Annotated in this window: 18 protein-coding genes; 5 read left to right on the top strand and 13 right to left on the bottom strand. The window is 71.2% G+C overall.

What is annotated here, in order from left to right; translation table 11 throughout:
* Window positions 1-35 precede the first annotated feature (35 nt).
* The 11 genes from ABZ887_RS16710 to ABZ887_RS16660 form a co-directional block, all read right to left on the bottom strand.
* A complete protein-coding gene (locus ABZ887_RS16710) occupies window positions 36-1751 on the bottom strand; it encodes an FAD-dependent monooxygenase (protein WP_361289218.1) in 1716 nt (571 codons plus the stop codon).
* Between the two features lie 160 nt (window positions 1752-1911).
* Window positions 1912-2832, bottom strand: a complete 921-nt coding sequence (locus ABZ887_RS16705; protein ID WP_361289330.1) for a MarR family transcriptional regulator — start codon at window positions 2830-2832, stop codon at window positions 1912-1914.
* A gap of 166 nt (window positions 2833-2998) precedes the next feature.
* Entirely contained in the window at window positions 2999-4468 is a 1470-nt protein-coding gene (locus ABZ887_RS16700) for an MFS transporter (RefSeq protein WP_361289215.1), read from the bottom strand.
* Window positions 4469-4534: 66 nt separating this feature from the next.
* The gene (locus tag ABZ887_RS16695) at window positions 4535-5200 is read right to left on the bottom strand and encodes a hemerythrin domain-containing protein (RefSeq protein ID WP_361289212.1); all 666 of its coding nucleotides are present in this window, start codon (window positions 5198-5200) and stop codon (window positions 4535-4537) included.
* 151 nt (window positions 5201-5351) lie between these two features.
* Window positions 5352-6656 (bottom strand): cation:proton antiporter, encoded by a 1305-nt coding sequence (locus ABZ887_RS16690; protein ID WP_361289208.1) that lies wholly within the window; start codon window positions 6654-6656, stop codon window positions 5352-5354.
* A gap of 273 nt (window positions 6657-6929) precedes the next feature.
* Window positions 6930-7520, bottom strand: coding sequence for an NAD(P)H-dependent oxidoreductase (locus ABZ887_RS16685; protein WP_361289205.1), 591 nt, complete (start codon window positions 7518-7520; stop codon window positions 6930-6932).
* Entirely contained in the window at window positions 7517-7927 is a 411-nt protein-coding gene (locus tag ABZ887_RS16680) for a nitroreductase family deazaflavin-dependent oxidoreductase (RefSeq protein ID WP_361289202.1), read from the bottom strand. Before ABZ887_RS16680 ends, ABZ887_RS16685 begins: the two co-directional genes overlap by 4 nt.
* A gap of 100 nt (window positions 7928-8027) precedes the next feature.
* Window positions 8028-9014, bottom strand: a complete 987-nt coding sequence (locus ABZ887_RS16675) for an ester cyclase (protein WP_361289199.1) — start codon at window positions 9012-9014, stop codon at window positions 8028-8030.
* The gene (locus ABZ887_RS16670) at window positions 9011-9382 is read right to left on the bottom strand and encodes a dehydrogenase (RefSeq protein ID WP_361289196.1); all 372 of its coding nucleotides are present in this window, start codon (window positions 9380-9382) and stop codon (window positions 9011-9013) included. The genes ABZ887_RS16675 and ABZ887_RS16670 overlap by 4 nt, the downstream gene beginning before the upstream one ends.
* A gap of 366 nt (window positions 9383-9748) precedes the next feature.
* Window positions 9749-10027: a hypothetical protein gene (locus ABZ887_RS16665; protein WP_361289193.1), complete on the bottom strand. Its 279-nt coding sequence runs from the start codon at window positions 10025-10027 to the stop codon at window positions 9749-9751.
* The gene (locus ABZ887_RS16660) at window positions 10027-10650 is read right to left on the bottom strand and encodes an OvmZ protein (RefSeq protein ID WP_361289190.1); all 624 of its coding nucleotides are present in this window, start codon (window positions 10648-10650) and stop codon (window positions 10027-10029) included. The genes ABZ887_RS16665 and ABZ887_RS16660 overlap by 1 nt, the downstream gene beginning before the upstream one ends.
* A gap of 399 nt (window positions 10651-11049) precedes the next feature.
* Here ABZ887_RS16660 and ABZ887_RS16655 point away from each other — a divergent pair, with 399 nt between their 5' ends.
* A complete protein-coding gene (locus tag ABZ887_RS16655; RefSeq protein WP_361289187.1) occupies window positions 11050-11631 on the top strand; it encodes a TetR/AcrR family transcriptional regulator in 582 nt (193 codons plus the stop codon).
* 10 nt (window positions 11632-11641) lie between these two features.
* On the opposite strand, the gene ABZ887_RS16650 is transcribed toward ABZ887_RS16655, so the two are convergent.
* Together ABZ887_RS16650 and ABZ887_RS16645 are read right to left on the bottom strand one after the other, a co-directional pair.
* Window positions 11642-12250, bottom strand: a complete 609-nt coding sequence (locus tag ABZ887_RS16650) for a ScbR family autoregulator-binding transcription factor (protein WP_361289184.1) — start codon at window positions 12248-12250, stop codon at window positions 11642-11644.
* 373 nt (window positions 12251-12623) lie between these two features.
* Window positions 12624-13421, bottom strand: coding sequence for a response regulator transcription factor (locus ABZ887_RS16645; protein WP_361289181.1), 798 nt, complete (start codon window positions 13419-13421; stop codon window positions 12624-12626).
* Between the two features lie 465 nt (window positions 13422-13886).
* Between ABZ887_RS16645 and ABZ887_RS16640 the strand changes: the two genes are divergently transcribed.
* The 4 genes from ABZ887_RS16640 to ABZ887_RS16625 all read left to right on the top strand — a co-directional run bounded on the left by ABZ887_RS16640 (window position 13887) and on the right by ABZ887_RS16625 (window position 17413).
* Window positions 13887-14843, top strand: a complete 957-nt coding sequence (locus tag ABZ887_RS16640) for a ScbA/BarX family gamma-butyrolactone biosynthesis protein (RefSeq protein ID WP_361289178.1) — start codon at window positions 13887-13889, stop codon at window positions 14841-14843.
* A 27-nt stretch (window positions 14844-14870) separates the two neighbouring features.
* Entirely contained in the window at window positions 14871-15800 is a 930-nt protein-coding gene (locus tag ABZ887_RS16635; RefSeq protein WP_361289175.1) for an NAD-dependent epimerase/dehydratase family protein, read from the top strand.
* 228 nt (window positions 15801-16028) lie between these two features.
* Window positions 16029-16988 (top strand): D-2-hydroxyacid dehydrogenase family protein, encoded by a 960-nt coding sequence (locus ABZ887_RS16630; protein ID WP_361289172.1) that lies wholly within the window; start codon window positions 16029-16031, stop codon window positions 16986-16988.
* A gap of 122 nt (window positions 16989-17110) precedes the next feature.
* Window positions 17111-17413, top strand: coding sequence for a chaplin (locus ABZ887_RS16625; RefSeq protein ID WP_361289169.1), 303 nt, complete (start codon window positions 17111-17113; stop codon window positions 17411-17413).
* Window positions 17414-17424 lie beyond the last annotated feature (11 nt).

Raw genomic sequence — 17424 nt, 5'->3', positions numbered from 1 at the left:
CATGCCTTTCTGGCGTTGTCTGGCAGTGGCAGTGGTCAGAGGAGCTTGCGGACCTTCGCGCCGGCCTTGAGGATGCCGAGCAGGAACTCGCGGCCGACGCTGTTCATCTCGGCGGGGGCCTCGACGGAGGCCCAGTACAGGAAGCGGGCCATGGTCAGCGTGGACGGGTAGATGAACCGCCGCTCCTCGTCCTTCCATCCGAAGACCGGGTTGACGACCGGGGAGTCCTTGAGCAGTCCGAAGACGATGTCGGCGGCCTCGTCGCCGGTGAGCGCGCCGGCCTCGTACTTCTCGCAGGTCTCGGCGGTGCTCTCCAGGATCCGCTTGAAGGAGTCGCTCTGCGGCCACCACAGGCCGGGGTGGGCCACCTTCTCCAGCTCGTCGAAGTGGCGGGTGTCGTGGTCCTTGAAGTGCTTGAGGCGGGCCCGGGTCAGCCGCATGGTGCCGGGGGTGATGAAGGAGCCCCAGACCCGGAAGACCGCGTTCCAGAGCCGGAAGTGGGAGAACGCGATGAAGGAGCTGTTGACCAGGTCGTCGTTGTACTGGAGCAGGCCCTGCTCGACGCGCTCGACGTAGGCGAAGCGCTCGGCGGAGAAGTCGCCGTCCTTGAGGGCGGGGATCAGCCGGGAGGTGAGCGCGTCGACGACCTCCATGGTGTTGGACAGACCGCGGGAGAACAGCGGGTCGAGGAAGCCGGCCGCGTGCGACATCAGGCACCAGCGGTCGCCGATGGTCTGCTTCGAGCTGTACTGCAGCCGGTCGGTGGAGATCCACTCGCGGACCCGGGTGGCGCCGTCGAACTGCCGCTTCACCGCCGGGTACTTGTCGAGGAAGGACTGGAACTCCTGCTCCGGGGTGAGGTCCTTCGGCTTCGGGTAGGTGCGCTCGTCCATCGTCAGGCCGACGCTGCACAGCGGGTTGCGGGACTTGGGGTGGTTGTCGAAGGGGATGATCCAGAACCAGCCGCGCTCGATGAGGTGGTGCATGGTGCCGGTGTGCCAGTCGGCCGGCGGGCGCAGCTCCTGGGGGTGGCCGCTGACGTCGTCGAACCGCTTGATGCCGACGTAGTGCGTGAACATCGAGCGGGAGTGGTGCTTGAAGCGGGCGGTGGGCTTGTCGCGCAGGTCGAACTTGTCGGCGAGCGGGGAGCGGAACCCGGAGGCGTCCACCAGGTACTTGGCCCGGTACAGCTCGGGTTCGGCGCCGGGGGCGGCGCTGCGGCCGAGGACGGTGACGCCGTCGTCGTCGAACTCGACCTCGTTGGCACGCCAGTTCTGCCGGGGGGTGCAGCCGTATTTGATCGCGACGTGGAACATGAAGGAGTCGCTGTCCTGCCGGAACATGTGGCTGTTCTGGTGGAATATCTTCGGCAGGGCGAGCTGGGTGGCCTCGCGTGGGTTCGGCTCTTTTCCGACCTCGTGCTTCATGAATCCGAAGTGTGCCTTCGTGCCGAAGGTCGGGCCGATGTCACGGGTGGAGGCCTCGACGCTGGCCAGGCTTTTCAGCTCGGGGATGTCGTGGCGTTCGGAGAGGATGTGGATCCATTCCACGAGCTGCGGGGTCATGGACTCGCCGATGGCGAAGCGCGGGTGCGCGGCGGCGTCGACCAGCAGCACCTTGGCGCCGTGCCTGGCCAGGACGGCACCGGTGACGGAGCCGGCGAGGCCCGAGCCGAGGATGATGACGTCGAAGGTCATGTCCTCGGGTGTGCGCGCCGGTTCCGGCGCGCCGTCGGTCTTCTTGGCGACCATGACTGTCTCCTTCGTCGAGGGGCGGTGCGCAACGGGAAATCAGCATGAAAAAAGGCCCCTCGCGGCCCTTCCTGAAGGAAATCGGAAGGGCGGTGCGAAGAGCCTGGAAAAGGGCGCGGGATATCCGCTGAATTAAGCGTGACATCCTTTGGCCAGAGGGTCAACCCCCGGCGGGAACGGATGACTTGGTGTTCTCGGCGAATGCCGGGCCGGAATGCGTCGGGGCGAGGAGTTTCAGCAGCAGTTCCCGCAGTTCGTCCTCGCCGCCGGGGCCGAGCATGGCGGAGACGTCCGCGGCGAGCCCCGCGACGGCCCGGGCCACGACACCGAGCTGCTCACGGCCGAGGTCGGTCACCTCCAGGGCGTACCGGCGCCGGTCGTGCGGGTCGCGCCCCCGGCGCACCAGGCCCAGCTTGACAAGTTCGTCGACGAGCTGGGAGGCGGCGGGCCCGGTGATGGCGAGCAGTTCGGCGAGCCGCTGCTGGGAGATGGGCCCGAGGACGTCGAGGGCGGACAGCGGGCCGTAGTGGCGCACCCGCAGACCGGTGCCGGCCAGCTTGTCGTCGCCGTGCTTGCGCAGCCGGTGGTGGGCCTGGGCGACCAGGTACTCGGTGCCCTGCACCAGCGGCTGCGCCGACTCGGGCAGCAGCCGGCCGAGCAGCCCGTCGAGCCGGGCGGTCTCCTCGTCCGTCAGTACGGCGGTGAGCCGGGCGTCCCGCTCGGCGACCGCCCGCCGGCTGGCCCCCACGGCCTCGCGTCCCCGGTCGGTCAGGGAGAGCACGTACTGGCGCCGGTTGTCGGGGTTGCGGGTGCGCCGGACCTCGCCGCGGGCCTCCAGCCGGTCGATGACGCCGACCATGATGGTGCGGTTGATGCCGAGCCGCTCGGCGAGGTCGAGCTGGGACTCCCAGTCGCGGCCGGTGAGCGCGTCGAGGACCAGGAAGTCGCGGGGGTCGCTGTCGCGGCCGTCGTCGGTGGCGGAGAACTGCGCGTAGACGCGGCGCAGGAGGTAGCCGATGAAGTCCGTGAGCGCGTCCGGGAGGACTCCGGGGACCTCCGCGGTCTGCTCGGTCCGGGTCACCGGTCCGCGATCGTCGTCGCTCTCGTACCGCAAGACAGCACCTCCTGCCCGAGTATATCGACGGCCTCCCGACCAGTACCGGCACCGGCACCGGCACCGGCACCGACCCGTACCGGGGAACCGGCGACCCCGCCCGGAGTGGGCAGGGCGGGGCCGCCGGGGTCGGTCACAGGGCGACGGGCGGGTGCTCGGCGTCCTGCTGCTGGGGGCGGGTGCCCGGGAGGGTGGCCAGGGCCACGACCAGGGCCAGCACGTAGAAGCCGCCGCCGAGCAGGAACCCGTACGAGTAGCCGGTGGTGAGGGCGTGCGGGACGCTGCCCGGCAGTTCGTGGTTCGTGATGGCGGTGGCCGCCGCGGCGAGGGCGGCCAGGCCGATGGCGCCGCCGATCTGCTGCGCGGTGTTGACCAGGCCGGAGGCGGCGCCGGTGGCCTGCGGGGCGACGCCGCGGACGCTGACGATGGTGACGGCCACGAAGACCATGCCGAGGCCGAGACCGACGACCAGCTGGGCCGGCAGCAGCGCGGCCCACGGGGTCTGGCCGGGCTCGATGAGGCTGAACCAGACCATGCCGACGGTGCCGATCAGCAGACCGAGGGCGATCACGTTGCGCTCGGGCAGCTTGGCGAGCAGCTGCGGGCCGAGGCCGCCGGCCGCGATGCCCATGCCGAGCGCGAAGGGCAGGTAGGCGACGCCGGTGACCATCGGGGCGTAGCCCTTGACGAGCTGCATGTAGAGGGTCAGGAAGTAGAAGGTGGCGAGCATGCCCGCGCCGACCAGGAACATGATCAGGTTGGCGCCGACGCGGCTCCTGTCGGCGAGCACCCCGCTCGGGATCATCGGCGCCCGGCTGGCGCGCTGGATGAGGACGAAGGCGAGGATCAGGACGAGCGCGGCGCCCAGGCCGATCAGGGTGACGCTGTCACCGAAGCCCTTGTCGCCGGCGCGGTTGATGGCGTAGACGAGCGAGCCGAAGCCCAGGGTGGCGGTGAGCGCGCCGGGCACGTCGACCTTGCCGCGCTCGCGCTCGCCCTCGACGAGGACGCCGGTGCCGAACAGGACGGCCAGGGCGATCGGGATGTTCACGAACATCACCCAGCGCCAGCTCAGGTACTCGGTGAGCGCGCCGCCGAGCAGCAGGCCGACGACCGAGCCGAGGCCGCCCATCGCGCCGTAGACACCGAGCGCCTTGTTGCGGGCGGGTCCTGCCGGGAAGGTGGTGGCCAGCAGGGACAGCGCGGTGGGGGCGGCGATGGCGGCGCCCGCACCCTGGATCACGCGGGCGGCGATGAGCAGTTCGCCGCTCTGGGCGAGGCCGCCGAGCAGCGAGGCGGCGGTGAACAGGACCAGTCCGGTGCGGAAGACCCGGCGGCGGCCGAAGAGGTCACCGGCGCGGCCGCCGGCCAGCAGCAGACCGCCGAAGGCCAGGGCGTAGGCGGTGACGATCCAGCCGAGGCCGGACTCGCTGAGCCCGAGGGCGCTCTGCATGCTGGGCAGGGCGACGGCGACGATCGTGTTGTCGAGGACGAGCATGAGCTGGGCCGCGGCGATCACGAGTAACGCCAGTCCGAGTTTGCCGTCCTGCTGCGGCGGGGCCGCGGCCTTGGGGACGGCCTGAGTGCGGTCTTGCAGCGACATGGGATGTCTCCGTGTCTGTCTCAGGGTTGGGGGGTGTCGAGCGGAGCGGAACCCCTCGGGATCCGGTCAGCGGCTGGTGGAGGTGGAGGCGGTCTTGGGGGTCCAGATGTCGAGGTCCTCGTAGGCCTTGCGCCAGTCGTTCTCGTAGGCGTTGCGCAGCGGCTCGGGCATCTTGCCGAGGATGTTCGCGACCTTCGCGGCGTCGATGTCGTCGAGCATCCAGGGCAGGTAGCGGGCGGAGTCGTCGCCGACCCGGGTGCGCTGCTCGGCGGAGAAGTCCTGCCACTGCTGCTGGGAGAGCGTGATGTCCATCAGCTGCAGGGCGTCCCGCTCCTCGTGGTCGAGGTGGGCGCCGAGCTTGGTGTAGAGGGTGTCGGTCAGGCCGGTCAGGCGCTCCGGGCCGGAGTCGCGGTCGGCCAGGGCCGCGTCGATGTCGGCGAGCAGGGGGTCGATGACGCCGTGCTCGGCCTCCATGTCGGCGAGCAGCGCCAGTTCGGAGTCCCGGCCGGCCAGCGCCGCCTCCATGACCGGCCAGATCCGCACGTCCTCGGAGGTGTGGTGGATGGTCAGGAACTTCTTGAAGAGCTCCCAGCCGACCGCGGTGCTCAGTACGTGCCGGGGGTCCTCGTCGACCCGTGCGGTGATCCGGGCGATCCGCTCCAGCTCGCGGCGGAGCGCGTCGTGGATCGCGAACATCATCGTCATGTCGAGGTTCTTGAAGTCCTGGCTCATCGTTCTCTCCCTCACTGCTTCGTCGTCGTACTGCGAGAGTATCGTCAACCTACTTATCTATCAAGCTTCCAACTAGCAGTCTTCCAACCATCAGGGCCAGAACTATTCGCCGGTCGTGGGCTGACGCCACTGCCGCGCCCGAAGGCGCAGGTCAGTGGGTTCTCGCGATCTCCAGGGCGGGTTCGTCTTGGCCGGTTCCGGCCGGTTCCCGTCCGAGGTCCTCGTCGATCCCCTTGCGGATCCGGGTCAGCGCGGGGCTGGTCATGGCCGTGGTGAGCAGCGCCATCAGCACGAGGACGGTGAACAGCTCGGGCCCGATGACACCCAGCCCCAGGCCGATGTTGAGCACGATCAGCTCGGTCAGGCCCCGGCAGTTCATCAGCGCGCCCAGCGACATGGAGTCCCGCCAGTCCCGGCCGGAGAGCCGGGCCGCGAGCGTGCCGCCGCCCCACTTGCCGGCCACGGCGACCGCGAGCACGGCCCCCGCCCACAGCCACTGGGTACCGCTGCCGCCCAGCAGCCCGATGTCCGTCTTCAGCCCGGTACTGACGAAGAACAGCGGCAGCAGCACCGGCACGGCGAAGGCCCGCGTCCGGGCCGCGGTGGCCTCGATCCGCCGGCTGCCGCGCGGGGTGACCACGCCGAACAGGAACGCGCCGAACAGCGCGTGCACCCCGATCCGGTCGGTGGCGTACGCGGCCAGGCTGAGCCCGCTGAACAGCACGACCAGCACGACCCCGTCGGCGTACCGGCGTTCCGCCCGCGCGGCCCATCTGGCCAGCAGCGGCCGTACGACGAGGAACATCACGGCGGTGAAGACGAGCGCGTACCCGGCCGTGGTCAGGGCCTCCAGGGGCGAGTTGCTCTTCGTCACCGCCACCACCGCGGCCAGCAGGCACCAGGCGCTGACGTCGTCCACGGCCGCGCTGGCCATGGCGAGCGCGCCCACCCGGGTCCGGTACAGGCCCCGGTCGGTCAGGATGCGGGCCAGCACGGGGAACGCGGTGATGCTCATCGACACCGCGATGAACAGCACGAACGGCAGCTTCCCGGTCCCGGGCGGCGCGAAGTCGCCGTACATGCCGAGGGCCAGCAGCGTGCCCAGCAGGAGCGGCAGCGCGATCCCGGCCTGGGACACGGCGACGGCCGTTCTGCTGTTGCCGCGCAGGGACTTGAGGTCGAGTTCGAGTCCGACGAGGAACATGAACACGAGCAGGCCGATGTTCCCGAGCACGCCGATGTAGGGCAGCGCCGACTGCGGGAACAGCCACGTCTGGGCGCCGGGCCAGACCCAGCCCAGCAGGGACGGGCCGAACAGGATGCCGACGAGGATCTCGCCGACGACAGCGGGTTGCCCGAGCCGCTTGAGCAACTGGGCGCCGGCCCGGCAGGCGAGGATCACCACGGGCACGGCGACGAGCAGAGGGGTGAGCGGATCGGGGACGGCGGCAGCCATCGCGTTCTCCTATGCAGGGGGATGAGGTGACGCGCCCCGTCAGGGGCGCTGGGGGCACCCCCGGCCGAAGGCTGGGGGAGGAACTGCGCGACCGGCCACGACGGCGCTGCAGCCGTCCGACAACCGCACCCGGCAGGGCGATGCGCAGGAGGTGCCGCGATCCGTGGTGGACCGTCCACAGGTCCGATGTGGCTGATCGCGCAGTTCCTCCCCCAGCCTTCGGCCGGGGGTGCCCCCAGCGCCCCTTTCGGGGCGCTGCACTGGGCGGCGTCTTCAAGTCCCGTAGGGACGCGTCGCCTTGGCGTCGCGCAGCGCTGTCGCCCACCATGTGAGCTGGTCCAGCATCAGCTTGGCCGCGGACTCGGCCCCCTCCGGCTCCGCCGGAAACGTGCCGTCGGCGGAGTAGTGCTCCAGCACCCGCGGGAACGTCACGACGTCCTTCATCCCCACGCAGTGGAACTCGGCGAAGATCTGCCGCAGATGCTCGATCGCGCGCACCCCGCCGGCCATGCCGAGGCCGTAGCCGACGAACCCGACCGGCTTGGCCTCCCACTCGGTCTGGAAGCTGTCGATGAGGGTCTTCAGCGGTCCCGGGACGCTGCGGTTGTACTCCGGTACGACGACCACGTACGCCTCCGCCCCGCCCAGCCGGGGCCGCAGCGCCGCCGCCCGCGGGTCGGCCTCGTCGAGGCTCGCCGGCAGCAGGTGCTCGGCCACGTCGACGACGTCGAGGACCAGGTCGTCGCGGCGGGCGGCGACCCGCGCGAACCAGCCCGCGACGTCCGGCGCGAGCCGCCCGTCCCGGGCGGAGCCGACCAGCAGCGCCACCCGGACCGGCCGGGTGACCGGGCCGGCGGCGGTCACGGCCGGGCCGCCCGCACCCGCGCCGGTGCCTCGACCGGCGTCAGTGCGAGGAACTCGGTGGCCTCGACCCGGGAGAGGATCCGGCGGGTCAGGGCGGGCATCTTCGTCGTACCGTCGTCGGTGAAGACCACCGGCCCGGTGACCCGGATCCGGCGGCCGCGCGTGGTGATCTCGCAACCGCCCGCCGCCAGCACGTTCTTGACCCAGTCGGAGCCGGGCCCGTACGGCAGCGTGATGACGATGTCCGCGCCGCGCCGGAACAGCTTGACGGGCGTGGCGAACTCGCGCCCCGACTTACGGCCGCGGTGGTGGACCTTCCCGAAACCGGGCAGCCGGCTGAACAGCGGCCCGACGAAATGGTTGGCGAACCGCCTGTTGAAGCGGGCGACTTTCCTGTCGATCGGCATGTCTCACGTCCCTTGCTCCGTAGGGCACTTCGATGAGAAGGCCGCGCGGCCCGGCCCCCGCCGCCGTCAGCGGGGGCCGGGCCGCGCGGCCGGGCGCGGCTCAGGCCGCGGGCTTGCCCGCCGGAGTCAGCGGGCCGACCGGCCTGCCGCCGGACTGGAGGAACTTCTGCAGGGCGAAGTTGTCGACGATGCCCCAGCGTTCGGCGATCCGGTCGCCCTCGAAGCGGAACCAGATGATCGCCTGGTGCTGCACCTGGAGCCCGGTCGGCTGGATGCCGATGAACGGGCCGGTGTGGCGGCCGTGCATGACCCAGCGGATGGCGGCCTTGTCGCCCATCGCTATGAAGTCGAGGATCTCGTACTTGATGTCGCTGAACGCGGACTGCTGGATCCTGATGGTGTGCTTGAACGCCTCCGGGCCGCGCATCGAGTCGTCGTGGCTGCCGTGGTTGCGGAAGTCGGCGGTCAGGTAGCGGTCGGCGGCCGACAGGTCGCCCAGGTCCAGGCCCTCGTGGAAGACCTTCTCGATCAGTTCCTTCTGCTGGTCGGCGGTGAGCGTGGTCGGCATGGGTGCGTTCTCCTCTGCTGAAGTGGGCGGGTTGCCGCGGGTGTCGAGGGTCTGTCGGTCGACCTGGGTCACTCCCCTGGGCACGGCGCCGGTGGTCCACACGATCCGCAGCCGCAGCCGGTCGAAGCGCCAGCCGTCGGGGGTGCGCCGGGCCGTGCCGGTGAACCGGCCGCCGAGCTGGAAGTACTGGGTGGGGTCCGGCGGCAGCGGCGAGCCGTGGTGCACGTGGGAGGCGATCAGGCTCCAGCTCAGCTCGGCCAGGTCGCCGTCGACGTCGACCTGGGTCTCCGAGCCGTGGTGGTGGGTGCGGCCCCAGCGCGCCATGATCCCGGTGGTGAAGCCGGCCACCCCGGCGAGGCCCCGGTGGCTGCCCACCGGGAACGTCATCTCGACGTCCTCGGTGAACAGGGACCTCGCCCAGGTCTCGTCGAAGCCGCCCTCGTCGAGGCCGGCCAGGTAGCGCCCGGCGAGGTCCCGCAGGCTCAGCACGTCGGTGAGCCGGGCGAGTTCGGCCGTCATGACACCCGGCGCGCTTCGGTCCGGGCGTCCGTCGCGTAGATCACGACGTCGTCGGGGCCGTGCACGACGGCCTTGCCCTCGCCGGTGAGCGCGTCGCCGTCGTGCCGCGCGGCGATGTCGATCTGGATGTACGCGGCCCGGTGGCCGTTGGGGCTGATCTGGGTGACGTCGAGGTTGAAGTCCTCGCGCAGGGAGAACTCCAGCACGTCCTCGCCGGTGACGGTCCAGGCGCCGGTTCCGGTGCTCTTGCGCGTGGTGACCGAGAGCGAGCCGTCCGGGGCGAAGTCGACGGTGTACTCGTCCACCTCGCCGTCGTGGGTGACCGTACCCGTCCATTGACCGACGGGTGTCCAGGTGGAAACAGGCATGGACCACACTTCCTCAAGTCGGGGCGGAGGGAAAACAAAAAATCCGCGCCCCCGATGGGGACACGGATTTCGAGAAGGGTGCCACGGGCCCGAATGCAGAAGCCCGGGAGAAGCGCCGCCGCCGTCAGGGCATGGGGGCGCCGGAATGAGTGTGACACCCCTGTTCGGATGCGTCAACTTTCCTTTTGCTAAAGCGAGTTGATTGTCAGTCAACCGAAGCAGCCCCCGCGGCAGGGGGGTGGCCGCGGGGGCTGCTTCGCACCGGATCCCCGCACGGATCCGGTTTCTTGCGGGTGGTGGTCGGTGAATTCCGTGCGGCGGCGCGGAGTTACTCGAATTCACTCCGGTTACAGGGTCTCGCGCCGCTTATTCGGTCTCGCCCCTGCGGGCCAGTGCGAAGAGTTCGTCGAGGTCGTACTCGGCTCGTCGCGGGCCGCCGTGCCGGGTGAGTTTGCCGCGGCTCGCCCATTTCCGGATGGTCGCCTGGGTGACGCCCATCGCGAGGGCCGCCAGCTCCGTCGGGACCGTGCGCGGCTTCGACTTCGGCGTCGGCCGGCTCGGCTCGGTCACGCCGGTCGCCTCCCTCCCTCTCCCCTCGTCCGCCTCGTCCGCCTCGTGCCGCTCGCCCTCCTCGCCGGTCCGCATCAGGCCGCCTCCCGGATCCTGCTCGCGACCAGCAGCCACTGGCGCGGCGGCAGCGCGTGGCCGGCGTCACAGGTGACCTGGTCCGGCACCCGGTCGCCGCCGTCCGCCGGCAGGACGCCGTGGAGCGTCCCGGCGCACTCCGGCCTGGTGCACGGGCCGAGGGCGAACCGGCGCACCGGGCCCGGGCCGAACAGGTGGCGGAAGTCGGCGAGGAGTTCGGTGAGTTCCTCGTCGAGGTCGGCGCCCGCCGGGTGCCCCGCGAACCAGGACAGCTGTCCGCGCAGGAACCCGACCAGCGCGTCCACCCCGCGCCCTGCGGGCCGGGCGCCGGTGCGCTCGTCCACGACGAGCCGCGCCCACAGCGCCATCACCTCACTCGCCCGGGTCCGCAGGGCCAGCGCCCGTTCGTCGAGCACGATGCCGACGGTGGCGCGGCTGCCGCTCACCCGCTCCCGCAGTACCGGCGCCCCGGGCGCCAGCGCCTGGTCGCTCTCCCGGTACAGGTCGAGCAGGGTGCGCAGGCCGCCGTCCATGCGGTCCAGGCAGCGGACGCAGATCCGGCCGCAGCGCCTGCCGCAGTCGCGGCCGACGTGGTCGTCCGTGAGTCGCTCCGGCTCTACCATTCGGATCCCCCGAATCCTCGGTCCGTGTGGAACTGCGTCCAGTCTCACGGGGGCCGCCGGGCGCTTCAACGCACGGCGGTTCAGGGTTCCCACAATCCTCCGCAGCTCTGTCAGCGGAGTGTCAACCCTGTGTCAAGTGGCCGGATTTGAGCACTGTTACAAACAGACCTGTCTGATTGAGGATCAACCCGAACGTTCGCTCGTCGCGCATGTTTCCAGACAACCACCCCTGCAGCCTGGGAAGTTGGGATCCTGTGGAGATCACGAGGAGGTACGCCCTCACCGGGGTCCCCCCATGAAACAGGCATGGTTGTATGATTCTTTCCACCATTGGCACCGGTGCCCGCAGGCAGTGCATGTACCGGGCACACTGTTGGCAGGGAAGGCAGGTACGACCTGATGCAGGCGCGATCCGAGCAGACGCGTCAGGCTCTCGTCCACGCCACCGCCGAGCTCATCGCCGACGGCCGGCTCTCCGACGCGGGCCTGGTCAACATCTGCCGCCGGGCCGGGGTCAGCAGGGGGGCGCTCTACCACCACTTCTCCTCCACCACCGCCCTGACCGCCGCCGTGTACGAGGAGGCGAGACAGCGGGTGGAGGCGCTGACCGAGGAGGCCTTCGCGGGCCCGGTGGCGGACGCGCCCGAACGCTTCCTGTTCGCGCTCGGCGAGGCCATGCGCACCGAGAAGGTCGTCCGGGCGGGCATGCAGCTGGCCGCGGACGGTTCGGCCGGGCCGCCCCGGCTGCGCGACGACCTGCTGGCCGCGGTCCACGAGCGGGTCGCGGAGGCACAGCAGGAGGCCGAGGAGCCGGCCGAGGACCTCGCGGACCTGACCGTGGTGATGGCCGCGGGCATCGAGACCCTGGGGCACTCCGACCCGGGCTGGTGGGACGGCGAGATCACCCAGCGCCTGTGGCGGCTGCTGCGTCCGCTGTTCGACCGGGACCGGCCGGGACCGGCCGGCGGGCGCGGGATCTGAGCGAGACCCGTCACCCCTCGGGCGGCGTCGTGCGCAGCCGCCCGACCAGGCCCGGTGTGGCGAGGCCGGGCAGCAGGAACTTCCAGAAGACACTGGTGCGTTCGGGCAGGTCGGCGCGGCCCGTGTAGGCCTGGGACATGATCTGCAGGCCGGTGAAGGAGCCGACGATGAGCGAGGTGACCTCGCGCACGTCCACCCCCGGCAGGATCTCGTCCCGCTTCTCGGCTTCCTGGAGCAGCGTCAGGATGGTGTCCATGGACTGCTCGTAGGTGGTCTGCGGCGGGCAGTCGAACGACGTCTGCTCCGTGGTCAGCCGCACGCTCGCGCGCAGCACCGCGTCGTGCTGGAGGCGCCGGGCGAACTCCAGGGTCAGGTCGATCACCGACTGCAGCCGGACCGGCCGCTCGGGCACTTCGAGGGCCTCGGCGTGGGCCTGCACCAGGGCCAGCGCGATGGCTTCCTTGGAGGGGAAGTGGTGGTAGAGGGACCCCCGGGTGAGTCCGGTGCGGGCCAGGATCTCGTTGGTGCTGGCGGCGTCGTAGCCGCGCTCGTCGAAGACCTGGGCCGCCGCCTCCAGGATCGACCGCCGTGATCGCTTGCCGCGTTCCTGCTGAGCCATGCCAGATCCTTACGCTCTCCTACCGAATTCAACAGACTGGTCTGTATCGTAAGCCGCATGGAGGGCCTACGGTCAGTACCGCGGCGGGAGTTGTCAGAAAGCGGTTCCGGGGCCGGGCCCCGGAACCGGGCGTGACCTCGGAGAACGCGCCGGGGGCCTAGGGGCTGTCCGGCGGATCAAGTCGCAGGAAAGCGACAGCGACTGATCGGCCGAGGTGAGCGGGGTCTGGTGCGTCCAACTGCAAGGCGGAGGAGGGAGTCGACGCGGTGCGGGCACCTCCCGGCCGAAGGCTGGGGGACGTCGGGGACCGACGACAACGCCGCAGGTGGGCGTGCCAGACCCCGCGTCTGCGGCATGATCCGCCGGACAGCCCCTAGGGACCGCCGATCCGGAATCCGACCCCCCGGACCGTGACGATCCAGGCACTGGAGCCCAGTTTGCCGCGCAGGGTGCCCACATGGGTGTCGACCGTGCGGCCGCGCGGCGACCACGCGTCCTCCCACACCTGGGCCATGATCTGGCGGCGCGGGACCACCGTGCCGGGCTGCGAGGCCAGCAGGTGGAGGAGGTCGAACTCCTTGCGGGTCAGGTCGAGCGGCCGGCCGTCGAGGGTGGCCGCGCGGGCACCCGGGTCGATGCGCAGCGGCCCGTGGGCGACCACCCGGCCGGCGGCCGGGCCGGCCGCCGGCTGCACCCGCACCCGGCGCAGCACCGCCTCCATCCGGGCCAGCAACTCCCGGAACCCGTACGGCTTGACGAGGTAGTCGTCGGACCCCGCCTGCAGGCAGAGCACGCAGTCGAGCTCCGAGCCGCGCGCGGTGACGGCGATGATCGGCAGGTCGCTGACCGCCCGGATGCCCCGGCACACCTCGAGCCCGTCGAGGTCGGGCAGGTCCAGGTCGAGCAGTACCAGGTCGGCCTCGCGGTGGCCGCGCAGCGCCTGGGCGCCGGTGGTGGCGCCGTGCGTGGCGTAGCCGTGCCGGACCAGGCCCTGCCGGAGGGTGTCGGCGGCCCGCGGGTCGTTCTCGACGACCAGGACGTTCAGCGCTCCCGCCCGGGGCGCGCCGTACGCGGGGGCCGGGCGGGCCGGGTGACCGGCCGGGACGAGCGGGCCGTGCGAGCGGTGGCGCCGCGGCGACGGCGCCACGAGGTCCGCGTACTGGCGGTTCATCTGCTCCCCCTGAGGCACATCCACGTCATCTCGGACTGCGGGTTCACCACCCGACCGTACCAAACAGACTTGTCTGATTGTCAACCGCCAAGGTCGGGCGGCGCGGCGCCGAGGCCACCTCTCGCCGCCCCTACCGTGAGCTGCAATTTCGTCGGAATACCGGACAAGTGGGAGGCGATGCTCCGTTAAGTCGCCCCAAGGAAAGACTTGACCAAGGATCATGCACCTTCAACGAACCATACAACCTTGCACGTTTCCAGGTTGCATTACCGGCAAAGCGGTCACCTGACATCGATGGCAAGCCTCCAGGGCACCCCGACTCACCCAAGAAATCGCCTCGCCTCTTGCAGAACCGGACCGACCTGTCTGTATCTTGTGGTGCAGAACGTCGGCCACGGGGGGTGACAGCCGACGTACGGCCTGTTGCCCCCTCCTTTCCGTCACACCGACACAGGAGCGCTGCACATGCCGCACCTCACCGACCGGGCCATCGCCCCGAAGCCCCTGCTTCCCGGACTGACCACCACTGTGCCGCGTGAGTACGTCCACCGCGCGGCGGTCTCCGAAGTCCTGCTCACCGGCTGGGAGCGCGACGAGTCCCCGGGCGCCGACGGCTTCGACGGCTTCGTCGTCCGGGCCCAATGGCCGCGCAGCCACGCGCTGTTCGCGCCCGACGCGGGCTACCAGGACCCGATGCTGCTGATCGAGTCCGTCCGCCAGATCGGATCCCTGCTCGCCCACGCCGAGTTCGACGTCCCGTTCGGCCACCAGTTCCTCATGTCTGACATGTCCGTGACCGCCGAACCGGACCTGCTGGTCACGGACGCGGTCCCCACCGACGTCGAGATGCACACGGTCTGCCGGGACGTCGTCCGCCGCGGCGGCCGGCTGCGGGAGATGCGCTACGACGTCACCGTGGTGCGCGAGAACGGGGCCCGCGCCACCGCCTCGGCCGCGTTCCGCTGCATGAGCCCGGACGTGTACCGCAGGATGCGCGGAGAACGCCCCACCACCACCGACCGCACCCCGCCGCCGGCCCTCGACCCGGCCGTCGTGGGCCACGCCGGCACCCGGCACGTCGTCCTGTGCGAGCCGGCACCCGGCACGTACGACAGATGGGAACTGCGGGTCGACACAGCGCACCCGACCTACTTCGACCACCCGGTCGACCACATACCCGGCATGTTCCTCCTGGAGGCCGCCCGGCAGGCCGCGCACGCCCGCACCGGGGCGCCCTGCGCCCTGCTGCTCGGCATGCGCAGCGAGTTCACGCGGTACGCCGAACTGGACGCGCCCTGCTGGATCACGGCCGAGCCCGAGCCGTACGGCAGCAGCGGCGACCTGCTGGTACGGGTGTGCGGCAGCCAGCGGCAGGAGACCGTCTTCACCGCCGAACTCGTCCTGCGGCCCCGTGTCCGCTGACCCCGACCGTTCCCCGGGAGAGTCCCCGTGCCCGTCCTTCTCATCACCGGCGCGTCCGGGTTCGTCGGCACCCACGTGACGCGCGAGGCACAGCGCCGGCGGGCCGACCTCAGGCTCATGAGCCACCGCCGGTCGCTGCCCCGGTCCTGCTCCGGAGCGCGGACCGTGCACGCCGACCTCACCGACCCCGGCTCGCTGCGCGGGGTGTGCGACGGCGTCGACGCACTCCTGCACTGCGCGGCACAGATCGGCGGCAGCGCCACGGCCAACGAGGCGGTCAACGCGCGCGGCACGGCGGCGCTGGTCGCCGAGGCGCGGCGGGCCGGAGTGCGCCGGATCGTCCAGCTCAGCACGGCCTCGGTGTACGGCCGCGGCACCTTCCGCGGCGACCGGCCCGAGGAACTCACCCGCAATCCGGTCTCCGTCACCTCCCGGACCCGCGCGGTGGCGGAGGACACGGTCCTGGCGGCCGGCGGTGTGGTGATCAGGCCCCATCTGGTCTTCGGAGCGGGGGACATGTGGGTCGGCCCGAACCTGGCACGGCTGCTGCGGGCCCTGCCGGGGGTGGTGGCCGACTGGCCGTCGCTGGCGTCGGTGATCGGGGCGCCGGACCTGGCACGGCTGCTGGTCGCCACGGCGCTGGCCCCGGACGGCGTCCTGTCCTCGCGGGTGTACCACGCCGCGGATCCGACGCCGGTCACCGTCGGCAGCGCGCTGCGGGCGGTCGCCGACTGTGCCGGGATCACCTGGCCGCGTGACAACCTCACCGTCGAGGGGGCCAAGGCGATCCTCGCGGCCAAGGGGGTACCGCCGGCCGCGCTCGACATCCTCACGACGGACCACTTCTTCGAGGCCGACGCCCTCTGGGCGGATCTCGGTCAGTGTCCGGGGGGTGGCTTCGCCACGTGGTTCGGCCGTGCCGAACAGTGGTACCGCTCGACGCTTGTGACGAACTGAATCTCCGCCCGGCACCCGCTGCGCCCGGTACCGGGTCCGGTGGCCCCACCCACCGGACCCTTTTGCCGCCGCCCTGTCGAGGGGCGGCTTTTTTGTGCGGCTATTTGCTGTGCGCCGACGGGGGTGCCGGGGCGGGTTGTCGGGCGAGTGCCGGTGGGTGGGGGCTGATCGCGCAGTTCCCCGCGCCCCAAAAAAAGGGGGCGTTAAGGCGGCCGGTACTGTGACGCAATGCGTCTTCGTTGTGCTCTGATCGACGACTTTCAAGGGGTGGGCGGGGAGTTCGGCGACTGGGCCTCCCTCTCCGGGCAGGTCGAGGTCGTCTCCCTGCCGGACCATCTCGGCGGCGAGGACGAACTCGCGGCCGCCCTCGCCGACTTCGACATCGTCGTCACCCTGCGCGAGCGCGTCGGCTTTCCCGGGGCGCTGCTTCGGCGGCTGCCGCGGCTGCGGCTGCTCGTCGCCTCCGGGATGCGGAACAGCGTCATCGACTACGCCGCCGCCGAGGCGCTCGGGATCACGGTGTGCGGTACGGAGAGTTCCTCGGCCCCGCCGGTCGAGCTGACCTGGGCGCTGCTGCTGGGGCTGGCCCGGGGGCTGGTCCGGGAGAGCACGGCGCTGCGGGCCGGCGGGCCCTGGCAGTCCACCGTCGGTGCCGATCTGCACGGGCGCCGGCTCGGGCTGCTCGGGCTCGGGAAGATCGGCAGCAGGGTCGCGCAGGTCGGGCTCGCCTTCGGGATGCGGGTGAGCGCCTGGAGCCAGAACCTCACGAAGGAGCGTGCGGAGGAGGTCGGCGTCGACCTCGCGCCGAGCAAGGAGGACCTGCTCGCCACCAGCGACTTCGTCTCGGTCCACCTGGCGCTCGGCGACCGCACCCGGGGGCTGCTGGGCGCCGCCGAGCTCGCCCTCCTCAAGCCCACCGCCTACCTCGTCAACACCTCCCGCGCGGCGATCGTCGACCAGGACGCGCTGCTCGCCGCGCTGCACGAGGGCCGGATCGCCGGGGCCGGCGTCGACGTCTTCGACGTGGAGCCGCTCCCGGCCGACCACCCCCTGCGCACCGCGCCCCGCCTGCTGGCCACCCCGCACCTCGGCTATGTCTCCTACGCCAACTACACGACGTACTACGGCCAGGCCGTGGAGAACATCCGGTCCTTCCTGGCCGGTGCCCCGGTACGACAGCTGCCCTGACTCCGGCCCTTGGAGTGATCGTCCCGTGATCGGCGTGACCAGCCGCAGGTCGGGGCGTTGAACGGGGAGTGCGGTGGCTGGTCCGGCCGCCGCACTCCCCGAGCAACAAGAAGGAGAACGTGATGTCTCGCATCGCGAAGGCCGCTGCCGTCGCCCTCGGCACCGGCGCTGTGGTGATCGGCGGGGCCGGCCTGGCCCTGGCCGACGCGGGTGCCAACGCCGAGGCCGTCGGTTCGCCCGGCGTGCTGTCCGGCAACGTCATCCAGGTCCCGGTCAACATCCCGATCAACCTGTGCGGCAACACCGTCGACCTGGGCGGTCTGCTGAACCCCGCGTTCGGCAACACCTGCGTCAACGCCGGCGGCCACCACAAGGACGGCGACCACAAGGACGGCGACCACAAGGGCGGCGGCTACGGCCACTGAGCCACCCTCCG

Source organism: Streptomyces sp. NPDC047061 (assembly GCF_040643955.1).
Lineage (GTDB): Bacteria > Actinomycetota > Actinomycetes > Streptomycetales > Streptomycetaceae > Streptomyces.
Note: the sequence above shows the minus strand (reverse complement) of the source record. Positions and strands in the feature narration are given on the sequence as shown.

What these genes read in the sequence shown, in the direction of transcription:
- ABZ887_RS16665 (WP_361289193.1), bottom strand. Translation starts at nt 10,027, where the DNA reads ATGCGGACCGGCGAGGAGGGCGAGCGGCACGAGGCGGACGAGGCGGAC.
- ABZ887_RS16655 (WP_361289187.1), top strand. Translation starts at nt 11,050, where the DNA reads ATGCAGGCGCGATCCGAGCAGACGCGTCAGGCTCTCGTCCACGCCACC.
- ABZ887_RS16630 (WP_361289172.1), top strand. Translation starts at nt 16,029, where the DNA reads ATGCGTCTTCGTTGTGCTCTGATCGACGACTTTCAAGGGGTGGGCGGG.
- ABZ887_RS16695 (WP_361289212.1), bottom strand. Translation starts at nt 5,200, where the DNA reads ATGAGCCAGGACTTCAAGAACCTCGACATGACGATGATGTTCGCGATC.
- ABZ887_RS16650 (WP_361289184.1), bottom strand. Translation starts at nt 12,250, where the DNA reads ATGGCTCAGCAGGAACGCGGCAAGCGATCACGGCGGTCGATCCTGGAG.
- ABZ887_RS16660 (WP_361289190.1), bottom strand. Translation starts at nt 10,650, where the DNA reads ATGGTAGAGCCGGAGCGACTCACGGACGACCACGTCGGCCGCGACTGC.
- ABZ887_RS16645 (WP_361289181.1), bottom strand. Translation starts at nt 13,421, where the DNA reads ATGAACCGCCAGTACGCGGACCTCGTGGCGCCGTCGCCGCGGCGCCAC.
- ABZ887_RS16625 (WP_361289169.1), top strand. Translation starts at nt 17,111, where the DNA reads ATGTCTCGCATCGCGAAGGCCGCTGCCGTCGCCCTCGGCACCGGCGCT.
- ABZ887_RS16710 (WP_361289218.1), bottom strand. Translation starts at nt 1,751, where the DNA reads ATGGTCGCCAAGAAGACCGACGGCGCGCCGGAACCGGCGCGCACACCC.
- ABZ887_RS16700 (WP_361289215.1), bottom strand. Translation starts at nt 4,468, where the DNA reads ATGTCGCTGCAAGACCGCACTCAGGCCGTCCCCAAGGCCGCGGCCCCG.
- ABZ887_RS16680 (WP_361289202.1), bottom strand. Translation starts at nt 7,927, where the DNA reads ATGCCGATCGACAGGAAAGTCGCCCGCTTCAACAGGCGGTTCGCCAAC.
- ABZ887_RS16675 (WP_361289199.1), bottom strand. Translation starts at nt 9,014, where the DNA reads ATGACGGCCGAACTCGCCCGGCTCACCGACGTGCTGAGCCTGCGGGAC.
- ABZ887_RS16670 (WP_361289196.1), bottom strand. Translation starts at nt 9,382, where the DNA reads ATGCCTGTTTCCACCTGGACACCCGTCGGTCAATGGACGGGTACGGTC.
- ABZ887_RS16640 (WP_361289178.1), top strand. Translation starts at nt 13,887, where the DNA reads ATGCCGCACCTCACCGACCGGGCCATCGCCCCGAAGCCCCTGCTTCCC.
- ABZ887_RS16690 (WP_361289208.1), bottom strand. Translation starts at nt 6,656, where the DNA reads ATGGCTGCCGCCGTCCCCGATCCGCTCACCCCTCTGCTCGTCGCCGTG.